This is a genomic window from Aestuariibacter sp. GS-14, assembly GCF_006494365.1.
Taxonomy (GTDB): Bacteria; Pseudomonadota; Gammaproteobacteria; order Enterobacterales; family Alteromonadaceae; genus Alteromonas; species Alteromonas mangrovi.
This window is the reverse complement of sequence record NZ_VHIP01000009.1, coordinates 78,331-94,189: the sequence shown is the minus strand read 5'-3', so window position 1 is coordinate 94,189 and position 15,859 is coordinate 78,331. Positions and strand designations below refer to the sequence as shown.

18 protein-coding genes are annotated in these 15,859 nt (G+C 48.4%); 9 read left to right on the top strand and 9 right to left on the bottom strand.

Annotated features, from left to right (window positions below; genetic code table 11):
* The first annotated feature begins 311 nt into the window (after positions 1-311).
* Together FJ444_RS14850 and FJ444_RS14845 are read left to right on the top strand one after the other, a co-directional pair.
* Entirely contained in the window at positions 312-938 is a 627-nt protein-coding gene (locus tag FJ444_RS14850) for an NAD(P)H-binding protein (RefSeq protein ID WP_140959632.1), read from the top strand.
* A gap of 80 nt (positions 939-1,018) precedes the next feature.
* On the top strand, positions 1,019-1,690 hold the full coding sequence (locus FJ444_RS14845; RefSeq protein WP_140959473.1) for a tRNA1(Val) (adenine(37)-N6)-methyltransferase: 672 nt from the start codon (positions 1,019-1,021) through the stop codon (positions 1,688-1,690).
* A gap of 50 nt (positions 1,691-1,740) precedes the next feature.
* Here the strand turns inward: FJ444_RS14845 and FJ444_RS14840 are convergent, their stop codons facing one another.
* From FJ444_RS14840 to FJ444_RS14825, 4 genes are all read right to left on the bottom strand, one after another.
* On the bottom strand, positions 1,741-2,142 hold the full coding sequence (locus FJ444_RS14840) for a biopolymer transporter ExbD (RefSeq protein ID WP_140959471.1): 402 nt from the start codon (positions 2,140-2,142) through the stop codon (positions 1,741-1,743).
* 135 nt (positions 2,143-2,277) lie between these two features.
* Positions 2,278-3,072, bottom strand: coding sequence for a CLCA_X family protein (locus tag FJ444_RS14835; protein ID WP_140959469.1), 795 nt, complete (start codon positions 3,070-3,072; stop codon positions 2,278-2,280).
* A complete protein-coding gene (gene fldB, locus FJ444_RS14830; protein WP_140959468.1) occupies positions 3,062-3,604 on the bottom strand; it encodes a flavodoxin FldB in 543 nt (180 codons plus the stop codon). Before fldB ends, FJ444_RS14835 begins: the two co-directional genes overlap by 11 nt.
* Before the next feature lie 21 nt (positions 3,605-3,625).
* Positions 3,626-5,437, bottom strand: coding sequence for an alkaline phosphatase family protein (locus FJ444_RS14825; protein WP_255439204.1), 1,812 nt, complete (start codon positions 5,435-5,437; stop codon positions 3,626-3,628).
* Positions 5,438-5,699: 262 nt separating this feature from the next.
* Here FJ444_RS14825 and FJ444_RS14820 point away from each other — a divergent pair, with 262 nt between their 5' ends.
* Positions 5,700-6,833 carry an esterase-like activity of phytase family protein gene (locus FJ444_RS14820; RefSeq protein ID WP_140959466.1) on the top strand — a complete coding sequence of 378 codons (1,134 nt, stop codon included), beginning with the start codon at positions 5,700-5,702 and terminating at the stop codon, positions 6,831-6,833.
* A 75-nt stretch (positions 6,834-6,908) separates the two neighbouring features.
* Here the strand turns inward: FJ444_RS14820 and FJ444_RS14815 are convergent, their stop codons facing one another.
* Complete coding sequence (locus FJ444_RS14815) at positions 6,909-7,745, bottom strand: PhzF family phenazine biosynthesis protein (RefSeq protein ID WP_140959465.1); 837 nt, start codon at positions 7,743-7,745, stop codon at positions 6,909-6,911.
* A 197-nt stretch (positions 7,746-7,942) separates the two neighbouring features.
* Between FJ444_RS14815 and FJ444_RS14810 the strand changes: the two genes are divergently transcribed.
* Positions 7,943-8,392 (top strand): Lrp/AsnC family transcriptional regulator, encoded by a 450-nt coding sequence (locus FJ444_RS14810; protein WP_140959463.1) that lies wholly within the window; start codon positions 7,943-7,945, stop codon positions 8,390-8,392.
* 28 nt (positions 8,393-8,420) lie between these two features.
* Positions 8,421-8,819 carry an energy transducer TonB gene (locus FJ444_RS14805; RefSeq protein ID WP_140959461.1) on the top strand — a complete coding sequence of 133 codons (399 nt, stop codon included), beginning with the start codon at positions 8,421-8,423 and terminating at the stop codon, positions 8,817-8,819.
* Between the two features lie 39 nt (positions 8,820-8,858).
* Here the strand turns inward: FJ444_RS14805 and msrA are convergent, their stop codons facing one another.
* Positions 8,859-9,395, bottom strand: coding sequence for a peptide-methionine (S)-S-oxide reductase MsrA (msrA, locus tag FJ444_RS14800; RefSeq protein ID WP_140959459.1), 537 nt, complete (start codon positions 9,393-9,395; stop codon positions 8,859-8,861).
* Between the two features lie 123 nt (positions 9,396-9,518).
* On the opposite strand from msrA, the gene FJ444_RS14795 reads away from it, so the two are divergent.
* The 3 genes from FJ444_RS14795 (at position 9,519) to FJ444_RS14785 (ending at position 12,241) form a co-directional block, all read left to right on the top strand.
* Complete coding sequence (locus FJ444_RS14795) at positions 9,519-9,926, top strand: thiol-disulfide oxidoreductase DCC family protein (RefSeq protein ID WP_181405186.1); 408 nt, start codon at positions 9,519-9,521, stop codon at positions 9,924-9,926.
* Entirely contained in the window at positions 9,923-10,639 is a 717-nt protein-coding gene (locus FJ444_RS14790; RefSeq protein ID WP_140959457.1) for an SDR family NAD(P)-dependent oxidoreductase, read from the top strand. Before FJ444_RS14795 ends, FJ444_RS14790 begins: the two co-directional genes overlap by 4 nt.
* 174 nt (positions 10,640-10,813) lie before the next feature.
* Positions 10,814-12,241: a sodium-dependent transporter gene (locus tag FJ444_RS14785; protein WP_140959455.1), complete on the top strand. Its 1,428-nt coding sequence runs from the start codon at positions 10,814-10,816 to the stop codon at positions 12,239-12,241.
* A 43-nt stretch (positions 12,242-12,284) separates the two neighbouring features.
* Here the strand turns inward: FJ444_RS14785 and FJ444_RS14780 are convergent, their stop codons facing one another.
* Together FJ444_RS14780 and FJ444_RS14775 are read right to left on the bottom strand one after the other, a co-directional pair.
* Complete coding sequence (locus tag FJ444_RS14780) at positions 12,285-13,100, bottom strand: NAD-dependent epimerase/dehydratase family protein (RefSeq protein ID WP_181405184.1); 816 nt, start codon at positions 13,098-13,100, stop codon at positions 12,285-12,287.
* A 98-nt stretch (positions 13,101-13,198) separates the two neighbouring features.
* The gene (locus tag FJ444_RS14775; RefSeq protein WP_181405183.1) at positions 13,199-14,017 is read right to left on the bottom strand and encodes a DUF2884 family protein; all 819 of its coding nucleotides are present in this window, start codon (positions 14,015-14,017) and stop codon (positions 13,199-13,201) included.
* A gap of 283 nt (positions 14,018-14,300) precedes the next feature.
* Here FJ444_RS14775 and FJ444_RS14770 point away from each other — a divergent pair, with 283 nt between their 5' ends.
* Positions 14,301-14,492, top strand: coding sequence for a hypothetical protein (locus tag FJ444_RS14770; RefSeq protein WP_140959449.1), 192 nt, complete (start codon positions 14,301-14,303; stop codon positions 14,490-14,492).
* An 86-nt stretch (positions 14,493-14,578) separates the two neighbouring features.
* Here FJ444_RS14770 and FJ444_RS14765 read toward each other — a convergent pair whose 3' ends face one another.
* Positions 14,579-15,853 (bottom strand): mechanosensitive ion channel family protein, encoded by a 1,275-nt coding sequence (locus FJ444_RS14765; RefSeq protein ID WP_140959447.1) that lies wholly within the window; start codon positions 15,851-15,853, stop codon positions 14,579-14,581.
* Positions 15,854-15,859 lie beyond the last annotated feature (6 nt).

Below are 15,859 nucleotides of genomic sequence, written 5' to 3'. Positions count from 1 at the left end.
TTTACTGTACGCTTTTGCAGCAGTCCGTAGCCGGCTAGCGTATGTCATTTAGACACGGCGACTGTTTGCAGGTCTAGTGGGCTAAACCAAAAACAGTCAACACAGTATAAATGACATACGGGCGCTGCCCGAAGGGGTCGTCATGAAAGCATTTTACTCTTTGTCACCGCCCTTTGACGTAGAACAACCATGCCTTCAGGGCTGTTTCGCGATTAAAATGCTTTCATATAGACCAAAAGTCGTACAGTAGAGACCAACAGGCCTTTATTATAGGTACATTCAACGCGGAAGGATGACACACTTTGAGTTCGATAAAAAGCGCACTGGTCTTAGGCGCCAGTGGGTTGGTAGGAAGACAACTGCTTCAGTTGTTGCTGGATGACCCTCGCTATGGGTCGGTAACCTGTTTGCTCAGGCGGCCATTGGCCACGCAGCACTACCGGGACCCTCACCGCAAATTGCAACCTGTAGTGATAAACTTTGACGATCCGGAAGCCTACCAGGGCTATTTTACCGTTGACCACGTGTATTGCTGCTTGGGCACCACGCTGAAGCGTGCGGGCAGTAAACAGGCGTTCAGAAAGGTCGATTTTGAATATGTACACGTAGCTGCGCAATTGGCTAGGGCCCAGCGTGCCAAAGGTTTCGTGTGGATCTCTGCGGTGGGCGCCAATGCCAAAAGTAAGCACTTTTATTTGCGGGTTAAAGGCGAATTGGAAAACGCGATTTTGCGCATGCCCCAGTTAGAACATGCCGCAGCAGTGAGACCCAGCGTGTTGATTGGTGAGCGAGAAGGCGACGAGCGCATGTTGGAACGCATGACGGCAAATACTCTGACGTTACTTAAGCCAATAATGGTTGGCCCGCTGAAAAAGTACCGGGCTGTGTATCCAGAGCTGGTGGCGCGGGAAATGATAAGTCTGCAGCCGTTTTCATAATATAAGAGGTGGATGTTTCGGTGACCAAACCGGCAGGGTTTCAATGTAAGCAATTTTTCGTTGCGCATGAACAGTGCGCTATGAAAGTCGGTACTGATAGCCTGATATTAGGTAGTCTTGCCGAGCCGGTTCACGCCAGGCGTATTCTGGATATTGGTACAGGCAGCGGCTTACTGGCCCTGATGATGGCGCAAAAGTCCAACGCCAACTGTACAGTGGATGCGGTCGAACTTGATGAACGTGCAGGATTACAAGCGGAGACTAACTTTGCTCAAAGTCCGTGGGCTGGGCGTTTATGTGTTAAGCAAGAGGATATTGCTCGCTTCGAGCCTGACGCGCGTTATGATCTGATCATTTCAAACCCGCCCTATTTTGCCGGGCATGATGACAGAACCCGCGCATATGAAACCATGGGCGAGCAGAGAAAACTCGCACGTCTCGAAAATGGATTGCGTATTGACGATTTCTTCAGGCACTGCGCCAGGTTACTGGCTAACGAGGGATGTGTTTATTGCGTCTATCCTCATCAACGGCATAACGATGTGATTAATGCCGCAAGTGATGCCGGGTTCTTCGTTGATCAGCGCTGGGATGTTCACAATAAAGCAGACAGTGTGCCAAAGGTCAGTGTCTATCGGTTGTCTGCCATGGCTTCCGTTACACAGATACACTCGCTAACGATAAGGAATGAAGACAACACATACACCGATGAATATAAGATATTGTGTCAGGACTTTTATGTGAATTTTTAACAGGCACAAAAAAAGCGCGATATACGCGCTTTTTTTATCATAACTGATTGTTACGACTTAACCAGAATAGATACCTTGTTGATACCTGCTTCTTTTGCCTGGTTCATAACTTCAACAACTACACCGTGCTCGGTGTCTTTGTGAGCCTGAATAGCGGCAGAGTCAGTTGGTGATTCAGCCAGGTAAGTCTGGATGTTTGCAACAACACGACGGATATCAACTTCACGGCCATTCATCATAATTTTACCCATTTCATCGATGCGGATAGACAGCGAGCGGGTAGGGTTATCTGATGGTGGCTTGTTTTCCGGACGGTTTACGTCTAACCCTTTTTCTTTAACGAAAGAGGTAGTTACGATGAAGAAAATCAACATGATGAACACGATGTCCAACATGGGTGTCATGTCGACCTGTGCTTCATCATCACCGGATGTATGCTTTTTTCTTTTCATTTGGTTTTCTAATCTCTAACACTTGTGCGCCTAGTATACTGTTTGTAACAAAAAACTGTAGTGATTTGTACAAAGAAATTACCAAGGTGCGATGAATTTAATGCATTTGTCGATAACTTTCGTTAGAAAGCGACACTATTTAGCAGACAGCGCCATACCAAGCTGGTAAAAATAAACCCTGAAGGCATCGTTTAGCTGTGATCTCAAGGTACCATGAGGATAAATGCCAAGTCTAGCCTCTGCCGACATTTTTGTGCCCTGTACGAGGAAGGCATTTTTAATGTTTTGATCCTGGATGCAGGCTTCAAATGCGCGGGCTGCTAACTCCTGAGGAGTCGCAAAATAGAAACATTTCAAAGCCTTATCTGCTTCCACTGAGCGTAAGACATACTCATTTGGCGAGTGACCATCGGCACATAGAAACAGGATCTGAAAACAGTCTGCAAGCTTGTGATTTAGCGGGTGATCCACCAGATCCGCGTCATCCAGCCAGCCCTGCGAGGCAAATGCAGTGGGATGAGGTCTTACCAGAAATTTTTGGCTGATATAATGGTCGAATGCGTGGAACCATTCATGGGCAAGTGCGCCGCCACCCGCGTTTTTCGCCAGTGCCAGCTGACGTTTGGACGGATGATAATGCGCGTTGGCGTTTTTTTGACCGCCGGTGCCAAATGCCAGCGACAGCGATCCATTCAGCGACACTACCTGTTCATTGATCTGTAAGATATCGATCAGATCGTAAAGCGCATCAAAAAACAAATTGGCAGCGATCTGCTGTTCCTGGGCGCTGACCCAACGGCCAATGGTAATAGATTGAAAGCCAAACAGCCGGCGGATATCGTGAAAACTGACATCCGCGCCGTCCCGATGACTCTGGCCATTGCGGTAGTATGACTGGTGTAAACGTCCGGGCGGGGTGCTAGAGCTCACTGAGTTCGGTTACGAGTTGTTCACACCAACGTGCGATGCGCTCGTCGGTTTGTTGAAACTGGTTTTCGTCGTCCAGCGACAAACCGACAAATTGGGTGTCGTCCTGGATTAGGGCTTTTGACTTGGCAAATTCATAGCCTTCGTTTGCAGTGTAACCAATAAACCGGCAGCCCGAAGGGGCAATGGCATCGTGCAACATGCCCAGCGCATCCTGAAACCAGTCGGCATAGCCATACTGGTCGCCTAAGCCGAATAGCGCAACAATTTTTCCGCCCAGTGGCAACTGATGCACGTCATCCCAGCTTGATTCCCAGTCTTCCTGTAATTCACCAAAGTCCCAGGTTGAGATCCCAAGGATCAAAATGTCGTAATGCGCGGTTTGGCTGAGTGACACATCCTTAATGTTAAATACGTCGACTACCTGATCGTCGAACATGCTGTTTAACTGTGCCTGAATTTTTTCTGCGGCCATTTCGGTATAGCAGGTGGTGGAACCGTAAAAAAGGCCAATTTTCAGTGCAGGATCACTCATTGGGATGCGTTGCCTCGCTGGTTAGTTATCTACATTCGATTCAGGCGGGAATTCTACCGTTTCTCCGTCACTACACAATGCTAAACAACGTACTTCTTGGCAATTCGGATCGATCAACAATTGTCCGATGGCGGCACGATTCAATAGCGCTTGATTCGGCGCGCAATCTGGGTGTCGGTCGTGAACCGACATATTGCGGCGTCGGGTGAAGATATTCAGCGGTGAACGGGCACTGTAAAACCACTGATTAAGTGTGTCCAAGCAGCGGATCAGCGTATCGGGGAAAGTATTTTTGATACCGCTACAGGTAAATTGTGTAATGTGGGGGCTATTTCGGCGAAAACGCAGTCGCACATCATATACAAACGAGTAGTGCACATCGCCCGACAGAATAATAAAATGCGGCGGTGTTTTGTAGTGTCGGAAGATATTCAGAATAACGCTGGCTGTGCCTTTATGCGCCATCCAGTTTTCCGCATCTACGGTTAACGCTTTGCCGGCCAGGGTAAACAGTTTCTGAATAACTTCGATAAACTTAACACCATATATCGGTGCAGCCGAGACTACTATAACGGCCTCTTTACCAAAGGTTTGCTGTTGAAACTCACACAAGGCTTCCCAGTCCATGAGTCCTGAAGGTTTGTTCAGGCTTGATTCGCTGCGCCAGCGGCGGGTGCGGGTGTCTAATACTTGCACCGGTGGTTGGGTGTCCAGCCCGTAATGCCAGTCTTCCCAGCTAAACAAGGCGTCAATAAAGTCTTCGTGGCGTTGTAAACCTGCAGGCGTGAAATTCTCAACGGCCTGTTTAACCAGCGGTGCGAACCTGTCTGGCGCATTGCCCCATCCCTGACACAACCAGTAACCCGCCAGCGCATTTCCCACCATTCTGCGCGATAGCGGATGACCATATACTTCCTGCTCCCAGCCTCGGGTCAGGTTCCAGTCATCAGTGACATCGTGGTCGTCAAAAATCATGTAACAAGGAATATGCGCCAACAAACGACGTACTTTTACTAAATCGGCCGCAAATGCGGTAATTGTGTTGAGTTCTTGCGCGAATTTGTGGCGAAATGGCAGAGGGACTTCGTCCGCGTTGAATGCAACGTGCGCCCAGGGGGTGTCGGACCATACCAACAAGTACATGGCGAGAACTTCGGCCAGTCCAATCAGGTGGTTTTGTGCGTTTACCGATGTAAATACCGGCTTTTTCTTGGCACCAAAAAACAGTTTCGATAGCGCAGTGTTCGTTTTCACTTGCGGTAATATCTGCTGCCGGTGGTAATAACAATAAGGATGACCAATCAGATCCTGGGTACTGCCAACTACGGCCTGATCCAATGATTCATGGAACAAGCCATATTGATCAATGGTTTGCAGAATGGCTTGTAACATGGGGCCAGCAACATCATCGGCATAAATCTGGTCGCCGGTCATAATCAGCAGGTCGGGTCGTTGTGGACCCTTGGTAAACTCTTGTGCAACCAGTGCATCTGCCCGCAATAAACTATCCTGAGCCGGGTGGTGAGGTTTCCGGCAGGAGCCGTGTAACACATTTGAAAGTGTGCCGGGTATCCGGAAATTCAGGGTTTGCTGATTGGGATACAACAGGGTAGACAGCGTGTGTTGCCAGTTACTTTGCTGAACTGAGTGCTTAAATTGTAATTCGTAAGCAATCAGCGCTTCAGCATCAAATGGTTGTTCTGGTGTAAAGGTGAGCAGGTTAACAAATGCGTGTTTACCAACCTGCAGCTGTTCCTGTGTGGTGTTGCCCCGACATTCAACGTGACCGGCTAGGACGGATATTTCTGGTGCTACAGATTCCGACGTTACCATCCAGAGTGTAAATGCCTGCCTGGTAGTGTGTCTGAGAATAGGCCCGGCTATGACTAAAGGGCGGGAAGCAGAAATAACCAACACTCCTTGGGTTGAATAACAGAGAACACGATAAAACAGTGAGTACTACACAGTATACGGACTCAGGCTGACGGGGTCACGTGCGTTTGACATGCCACACACACCGTTTAACAACCTTGACCCACCGCTTTTCATCGGCGAGGATACTGCCATTATCAACCCTATGATTGGGAAAGAAAAGATGAAATCGACATGGTTATTTGCAGGCGTAGCGCTGAGTGTGCTGGTGGCCTGCGGAGAAAGCCCTGCTCAGGAGCCGGTAGCAGAGGTGAAAAAGACTGAGCCCGTGCTGGCTGGAAAGTGGATTCTTGAGGCCGATGGCAGTGTAATGCTGGATCCGCAAACATCCGGCTTAACGCATCGCAATGGCATGCTATACAGTATTTCTGATGGCAGTGCGTTGCAATCACAGCGGCTGCAAATTCACGAAATCAATCCTGTAACGGCAACCTTGTCGGCAAAAGCTGACGCTATGTCGATGGCGGGGCGTGTTCGCCGCAGTTGCTTCGCACAATATTTGTCGGATGAACCGGATTTGGAAGCGCTGGTAGCTGATCCTGTACAACCGGGAGTGTTTTACACTGTAACGGAAGATGCAACCCGCTCTGGGGCGTTGTCAGACAGTTGTCAGCAGCGTTACGAAAGCACCGGTTCAACGGATTACCCTACTTTGTTGGTGCGAATTGAATCAGAGGGTGATGGCCGCTACAGCATGACACATGTGCGCCCCTTGCAATTTCCTCACGAGTTCGCGGTGGGTGATTTCCCTAACGATGGGATTGAAGGCATGGCTTTGAGTCCGGATGGCATCCTGTACCTGGGGCTTGAACGGGATATCGCCGGTAACCCACGCATTTTCTCCGTCAAACTGGACGACGCATTTTGGGAAGAAACTGACTTTGCTAAAGTAGACGATCCAAACCTGGCCGTGCCCAGCTTTGCCAGTGGCAGACACCCCATAAATGGCCTTGAGTATTACTCAACTGCCAACGGACAGGGATTTTTGCTGGCTGCGGCCAGAAACGACAATGAGCTATGGGTGATTGATACCGCCAAAGCACTGCCGACAAAAAAGATCAGCCTGCAATTTAGCGCGCCATCGGGTGATCCGGTGAACTGCGCAGAGCAGGAAATCATGGACAATGCATCCATTGAAGGCTTAGCCGTGATAGGTGATACCTTGTGGTTGATTAACGACCCATGGAAAGTGAATTACATGAAGAATTTGCAATGCGAAGCTAACCGTGCCCGCTATGAAGGTATGGCACCTTTGTTGTTTAGCATGCCTTTAGACAGCGATTGGTTTAAAGGGTAGAACAGATTGGCATGGGGCGGTAGCATTCCGCCCCGAAAGCTGTTTCTGTAACGCTCACTCCGTGCCAGCTGTTTGTTATAGTTTGCGGGTTGAACCCGAAACCAACACAGGCGCACCGGGTTCATCAGTGAGCGACACGTTAATCACCGATGGCGCACCCATGTCTTCCCCCTGATACAGTGTTATGCTTCCGCCGTGCGGCCATTGCCGATCGCGAAGATAGCCTGCAAAAGCCGCTGACGCAGCGCCCGTAGCCGGGTCTTCCAGTACACCACCCGACGCAAACGCATTTCGGGAGTGAAACGTCTGCGCATCCTCTGTATAAACCAGCATGATAGTTACCAGTCCGTGTCGGTCCATCATTTCGCGCCCCGCGTTCAAATCGTAACGCATGGCCGCCAGCGTCTCGCGCTGTTTCAGTGGCAGCACTATGTGATCGGCACCACCATGTATTTTCGCTGGCGGCAAATGGGCATCCAAATCGCTGGCGTGCAGATTAAACAGCGATAGTGTTTCATTTAACTCTTTATCAGACAGCCCTCTGCTTTGTGTGTTCGGCGAGGTAAGCACGGCAGCAATCCCTTGCTCAGCCTTCACCGCGGTAACTTCAATAGTAGCCTGATTGATATTAAGTGCGTAGGTGTGCAATCCATAGGTTTCACCCAACACGGCACCCAGTGCAATAGTGGCATGGCCGCAAAACGGCACTTCAGATTCAGGCGAAAAATAACGTAACCGCCATTGCTTGCGGTCTTCCGAGAGTGGGTAAGCAAACACGGTTTCTGAATAGCCTACGTCAGCAGCAATACGCGCCATGTCCTGATCACTCAGTGGCGCACTCAGTAACGCAACGCCCGCCGGGTTGCCGCCCAGATCGCCGCGACTAAAAGCGGCAATACGTTGTAAATTCATTATTAGCGTCTCCGTAAAGTAAGGGAACAGTCATGACGTTATGCAAAGGATTGAGTGAATATTCGGTATATAGTGTAGCAAGGTGAATGCGCTGGATTCACTGTGATTTTACGGGCCAATCCACTATATTGCTTTTGATATAGCAGTAAATTAGTACTTTTACTTTTGATGCTTAACTAAGTCAGGAGCACGAGGACATGAAGACGATCGATCATCTGGATCGCGCCATTCTTGAACACCTGAATCTGGATGCGAGATTGAGCTTCGCCGATATTGGCAAGCAGGTGGGCATTTCCGGTCCGGCGGTTGGAGAGCGGGTACGACGACTAAAAGACAACGGCGTAATTGATGGTTTTGGTCTGCGGATAAATTTACGTGCGCTCGGTTATACCTTACAGGCGCTGGTGCGAATCAAACCCCGTAGCGGCGAATTGCACAAAGTAGAAAAGTTGATAGCACAACAGCCGCGATTTATGAGCTGTGAGCGGGTAACCGGTGATGATTGCTTTGTGGCAAAACTGGCACTCACCGATGTCGCAGAGTTGGATGACGTGCTGTTACCGCTGCACGATTGTGCTGAGACCCATACGTCAATAATTAAATCCCATGTTATAGAGCCGCGGTTCCCCCCGCTGATCCCAGACTAAATCAACACCAACAGGATAAGGAACGCCGATGAAATTAATACTCCGGACTTTGTTGTTTTTCGCAGTGCTTGCGGCAGGTTATACCTGCGCTCAGACGGAAGAAGCAAACAATGTCATTAAATACCCGTCCCGCTGTGGTATACCTGAACGGACTAAAGAAGAAAATCTTGCCAGTTCTGTAGAAATGCGACTTATTTCAACCGGGGCTCCGCGTTATCCCGCCAAGGCTGCGCGTGATGGTATTGAAGGCTATGCGGTGCTTGAATTTGATCTGTCAGCCGAAGGTAAACCGGTAAACATCAACGTGATAGAAGTATCACCATCGGATATCTTTGTCGTTACGTCTGTTCAAGCCTTATCTACCTGGCAATACTCGCCGGGACAAAGTACTTGTCATGCAGTCAGGTTGGATTATCAGTTCGAATAGCCGGGCATGTGCCCCCGGTTTGGCGGGGGCAAATAACTATTAACGCAGACGCTGAGCAAACGTCTTTTTAAACTTCGCCAGTTTGGGGGCTACTACCATGGCGCAGTACTGGTTTTGCGGGTTGTTTTTAAAATAGGATTGGTGATAGTCCTCTGCCGCAAAATAATTGTTCAGTGGTGTTACTTCGGTCACTACCGGGTTGGGCCATATGTTTTCTTCGGTGATTTCCGCTATGATTTTCTCGGCTTCAGCTTTCTGTTCATCGTCGTGATAGAAGATCCCGCTGCGATACTGCGTGCCAATATCGTTGCCCTGGCGGTTTAATTGCGTTGGGTCGTGCAGAGCAAAAAAGATTTCCAGAATTTCACGGTAGCTTATCTGATCCGGAAAATACTCAAGGCGCACCACTTCAGCGTGCCCGGTATCGCCCTTGCAGACTTGTTCATAGGTAGGGGAATCAAGGTGACCATTGGCGTAACCTGAGGTAGCCAACTTAATGCCCTGTACCTGATTAAACGCAGACTCAATACACCAAAAACACCCTCCGGCAAGGGTAGCTGACGCCGTGTTAGACATAGATTTGCTCCAAAATTGCTAATGCATGCAGTGTGGTGGCGAAAAGTCGTTTCTTCAAGTCATCCAACCCACTATTTTCATCGTATCAGTAAAGTAATACCAACTCGCATAGAAGGTTCTGATATGAATACGACGCCTTCACCTGAATTGATCGTTTTTTACGATGGGAATTGCCCGCTTTGCTTGTTTGAGATGCGTCATCTTATGCGCTTGAACACAGAGGGCAAACTGGGGTTTGAAGACATTATGTCTGCCGACTTTACTCAGCGCTTTCCCATGCTCGACTGGCAGGCGCTGAATAACCGTATTCACGCAATGCGTAGCGATGGCAGCCTTATCGATGGTCTTGATGTTACCTATTTGGCGTGGAAACTGGTGGGCAAAGGCTGGCTTTATGCGCCGCTGCGCTGGCCATTTTTCAAGCCGATTGCGGATTGGTGTTATGTGCGCTTTGCGCGCCATCGTTACAAGATTTCCTATTGGCTTACGGGTCAAAAACGTTGTCAGCAATGTGAGTTAAAGAAACCATGAATATATTAGTGGTAGGCGCAGGTGGCGCGATTGGTAGGGCGGTAACTGACGCATTTTGCCAACGCTATAGCAGCGCTGTGGTATATGCTGTGTCGCGCAGGGCTTACACTGGTGCTAAACCAAAGCAAGTGGTGCCGGTGCAGTTAGATACCGGTAACGAGCAGGCCATTCACGACTGGCTGTCTGCCTGTAAGGCGGAAGGGACTGCTTTCACGCATGTGGTGTGCACTACCGGCGTGTTGCACGACAGTAACGTTGTGCCTGAAAAGCGACTGGAAGACGTGTCAGCCAGCGCCATGCAGCACTATTTTACTGTGAATACCCTGGTACCTGCACTATGGGTAAAGTTGCTGGTAAATCATCTGGTACAAGGGCCTTCCTCACTCACTGTGCTCAGTGCCAGAGTGGGCAGTATCAGCGATAATCAGCTTGGTGGCTGGTACGGTTATCGCACATCCAAGGCTGCGCTGAATATGTTTGTAAAAACGGCTGCAGTTGAATACGCGCGTCGGGCAAAGCACACCTCTCTGATTTGCTATCACCCTGGTACAGTCGACTCCGCCCTTTCCAAGCCTTTCCAGCGCAATGTTAAACCTGAAAAGCTGTTCACTCCGGCTTACACTGCAAGCCAATTACTGCAAATAATTGAGCACTCAAACCCTACTGAAAGCCCTTATTTTATTGACTGGGCGGGCAAATCCATTAGCTGGTAAACAATTTCGCGCCAGGCGGTGAGTCTGGCGCGCCTAAACCCAAGACTTTTGGCAACGGTATTGATACCATGGCATATTCGGATCCAGGGACCAGGTAAGCTAACGACAATAATAAAGCTGCCAGAAACGGTTTCCCGAAGTTAAAAAAATAAAAATTACTATGAGGAAATGGGTATGAGCGGGAGCGGGGCCAGAGAACAGTTCGGATCGCGCATCGGATTTATTTTGGCTGCAGCCGGGTCTGCAGTGGGTATTGGTAACCTGGTTGGGTTTCCGGTTGGGGCGGCAAAGAACGGTGGCGGTGCGTTCTTACTGATGTACGCTATTTTTGTTGCGGCAATTTGTTTGCCGGTGATGATGGCTGAAATGTCGGTAGGGCGTTATGCAAAAAAAGACCCGCTGGGCGCTTATGCAAAGCTGACCGATAATTCTCCCAAGTGGAAAGTGGCAGGTTGGTTATCGATTATTACGCCATTTATGATTGCGGTATTCTACCTGGTGATTACCGTTTGGATTTTCGGCTACTTATTTGAGGCATTAACCGGAAATTTAGACGTTCTCGCTAATCCGGATACCTTCGGCACCTTCATTAATTCTCCTGGTATTTTTATCTACATGGCGGCGGTGCTGGCCATTGTGTACCTGATCCTCCAGGGCGGGGTAAAACAGGGGATCGAAAAAGCAGCAAAACTGCTTATGCCCGCGTTGTTTGTGATGCTGTTGTTATTGGTTATCTTTGTGCTTACCCAGGACAATGCGATGGCAGGCGTAAGCTTTTATCTGGTCCCTGATTTCAGCAAAATTAATGCTTCGGTGATCAACGGCGCCTTGTCGCAGGCGTTTTTCTCGTTGAGTCTGGGTATGGGGATCATGATCACGTACGGTAGCTATATCGACGATCAGTCTGACATTCCACAATCGGCCAAGCTGGTGGCATTAACCGACACGGCCGTGGCGTTTGTTGCTGGTTTGATGATGCTGCCTGCAATCTTTTCTTTTAACCCGCAAACTAACCCTGCCGAATTGAGCGAATCGTCTATTGGTATGATTTTCTCGTTCCTGCCGAAGATCTTTTTGGCGTTGCAAGCAAGCATCGGTTATGTGGGCGCATCAGCGATAGCCAGTATCTTCTTCCTGCTGGTATTTTTTGCAGCCATTACATCACTGGTGTCTATTTTTGAAGTACCGGTAGCGGCGTTGATGGACGAAAAAGACTATAGCCGTCCGCGTGCGCTGGTATTGCTGGGATTACTGTTAGTGGTGTTTTCTGTACTGTGTGCGTTGTCGTTTGGCTTTGTGCATTTCTTTACGGAATTTACCAGTTATGCCGGTGCGCCTAAGTCGTTTTTCGATATTATTTATGATGTGTTCTACGACACCATTCTGCCGCTGAACGGCCTGCTGATTTGTTTATTCGTTAGCTATCGCTGGAAGCGTCACAACCTGCATAAAGCATTGGAAACGGGTTCGCCGGATTACAAAGGCAGCTGGTTTGAACGCTATGTGGATATTTCGGTAGGTACGTTTATTCCGTTAATTCTGGCATTAATATTTGTTAATACGGTAGCGGTTAAGTACTTCGGTATCAGCCTGTTCGGTTAATCTTACTTACTTAGGGTTGCGGGCAGGTTTACCTCGCCCGCGATTACATGTCCCACGGGCTAGGGTAGCTTAGCGCTAATTGCAGTGTGCTAAGTGTTGCGCTAGCATCAATTCGTTTTCCTTCTCCCGGGTTTGTTTCATCCGGATTATCACTAAACTCAATATTGTTGAGCCCGCGGCGCAATGCCATTTTAGGGTAGTATATTCCGCGTTTGGGGTGATCATTGCTACACAGGTGCCATATTGGGTTGGTTGGCCTTAACTGTATAAGCGCCTCTATGGCCTGTAACACGTCATCTATATGCACCAGGTTAACTAACTGATTGGCGCCCGTTAATGTGCGCCCTGCAAGGGTGTTAACCGGGTGCCTGTCGGGGCCAACCAATCCGGCTAGCCTCAGTACATAGCTATGTTGCGGGGCGGTGCTCACAAGATGCTGTTCAATCTCAACATGGGCAATCCCTGATGCCGTTGAAGGTGCAACGGCTGAGCTTTCAGTGATCACGCCTTCGCTGTCGCCGTATACCGATGTGGTGCTAATGAATATAACTAAAGCAGGCTTGGCTTTGGTAAACAGCGCGGTGATTAATTCACACATCGAGCGGGTAAAGTCAGAGAGGTCAGGATTGCGTCTGCCGGGCGGAATATTGAGGATCACAATACTGTTATTGGCTGCGTCTGCCAGTGCGTCAGCGGATTGCCCTAATTCGTATTTTAAAGGGCTAATACCTGCTTCAGTGAGTTGCTGTGCTTTGCTTGGATTGCGAGTAGTACCGGTAATGACATAGCGCGATGAAAAGTGCTTTGCGGCGTAGCCACCTAACCAACCACATCCGCACAGCAGGAGCTTGTTTTGCATGATAGAGCCCGTAAATTGATTTTGCATCAGTATACGCGCCTATCACGCAAAAGGGTTGAAATAGCGGGTTAAAATTACTTGGCGGTTAAGTAAATCCGTTACTTTTGCATTTTGTAGTCGCGGCTGATTTCCAGCAGATCCAAGCCGTTTAAACCCGGAATATGTTTCTGCATACGAGTTTCGGCATAGTCAGCTTTGGCGAGCACAGTGCACAGCTCGTCGGCTTTTTGTTCAAGGGCTTCGGTTTGTGCGCCAACGCGCTCTTCTATGGTGGCACCAAAGTTTTCCATGCGGCTGGCAAAATCTTCCATATCACCATCTTCAAATAGCATCTGGCGGCCGATAGCCATGAGCATATGTCCCATGGATTTCTCTACCAGGTTTTCCACGCGAGACTCAAACTCGTCTTCCCAGGTGTCATCAATCCAATTGTTGCCATTCAGGCCCTCTGAGTTGAACTGGTAACTGCCATCGGTCGCATAAAAACGCGTGTCCAGTTCGGCTTTCAGATCGGTGAAGAATTCGTCAAACTCCTGCACCATTTCATTGTCGGTGCCTAACATTTCCGAAAATACTTCAGTTACCGCAAAGCTAGCAACATGCAGGCCTTCTGTAGCAATTTGCACTGTCATGGGTATGGCAGTTTCAATGCTGGTGTAGTAGTCGCTTACCCAACGTTGTTCGTCATCCGACAACTCCACTTTTTCGCCCTTTATAAACAATTCGTGTTTGGGCGTGATCAGCACAGCATCACCCTCTTCAGTGGTGACTGTGAGTTTTCCGTACTGATAGTTAATTGAGCCATGCAGTTGAGTATTGCACTGGTTGCCTGTCTCTGAATCCTTGTCTGTATGGGCCAGAGCTGGCAGTGTACACAGTGTTGCGGCAAACAAAGTTGAAAGTGCGATTGTTTTCATTGCGATCCTCTTCATGCAATTGGTATAACAGCTGTTACAATAAACAGGCTTTGATATGGGCTTCGCAATAGCCGGGCCAATATTTTTATTTTTTAAATATCAATAGTTTACGTTTTTTGTGACGCGGATTGGCGAGCATTAATCACTATCAATAAGGTGTATTGACTAATTGTTGGTGTTTTTGACCATAATCAATATTCATTGGATTATTGTGATTCCGCATGTTCATTTTTATTTGGTTGGTGCATAATACGCGCAGATTTTGGCTAGGGTACATAAGATTATGAGTGAGTGGATTGATGCACTTTTGTTTGGTGTTGCGTTATTGGCCTTTACCTTAGGTTTAACCAGCATCATTTCTGGCTTCATGAGCAGCAAACAAGGCAGTGAAGCGTTACACGAGAAAATCGAAATGGGCTACCTGGGTGTATCTGGCCTGGTAGTGTCTCTGGTACTGGGTTACCTCATTGTATAACCCCTGTTACCAAGCGAATGTAATAAAATAAAAAAAGCGCAATCGCGCTTTTTTTATGTCTGTAAATCAGTTTAAGTGAATTGGTATTAGCTGTTCTGATGCGCTACCTGAGTCAGTGCCGACAAATGCGAGTCACGCTGATATGCCCGCAGCTCAAACAACGGCAACATGGCCATGATATGGTCAAAAATATCGGCCTGCACTTTTTCGTAGTTTACCCAGGCTTTATCGCTACAAAAACAATACACTTCCAGCGGGATCCCCAATTCACTGGGCGGTAACTGGCGTACCATTAATGTCATTTCCTGATTAATTTTAGGGTGTTTGGTAAGGTAGGCCTCAAGGTAGGCGCGGAACGTACCGATATTGGTTAACGCGCGACGATTCAGCAGGTCATTCTCATCAATGGAGTTATCTTTGTGGTAACGCTGTAACTCCTGAATTTTGCTTTCGATATAGGCCGCGATAAAGCGAATTTTCGCTACTTTTTTGAGACTTTCGTTGTCGTATAATTTTACTGAGTGAATATCGATGTTAATGGCGCGCTTGATACGACGCCCGCCCGATTCCTGCATACCCCGCCAGTTTTTAATGGATTCGTTGGTAAGGTTATAGGTGGGCAGCGTTGAAATGGTATTGTCCCAGTTGCGCACTTTAACGTTAGTCAGGCCCAGCTCAATAATTTCGCCATCTACATTAAACTTATCTATTTGTATCCAGTCGCCATTTTTGAACAAACGGTTCGCGGTGATTTGTATGCCTGACACAAATCCCAAAATGGTATCGCGGAAAATCAACAATAATACCGCGGCAATGGCGGTTAATCCCGAGAGCAGCAGTAATGGGCTGCGATCGACGATCAACGACACACTAAGCAGAATAAACAAAATGGCCAGCAACAGCTTGATAACCTGCACAAACCCGGTGATCGTGGCTTTTTGCGCAAACTCAGTGGTGTTGTACCAGTCTTCAACCGTGTTGAGCAACGCACTGGTAGACACCAGCGCTATCAGCATTAAATACAGCAGGGCCGCTTTCATCACAACCGCATAAAGCAGGCTGTCGTCAGTAAGCAAAATAGGGGTGATCAAAAACACCACTAAAGCAGGCACCAAGTGAATTAAGCGGTTAAAGAAACCGTGCTCGCGAAGGGCATTATCCCAGTTGGTTTGTGTTTTTGTGATCCAGTGGGTTAATACGGAATGCAGAAACAATCTGCCGCCCAAATGAAATGCCAGGGCGATGACTGCAATAAACGCCAGCGCCAGCGTATTGTATAGTGGGTTGTTTAAAACGATACCGGCATCAAATTCCTGGAGTACCGATAAAAATTGTTCGCGAAACCTGGCGGCGGTCAGCATGGGTAT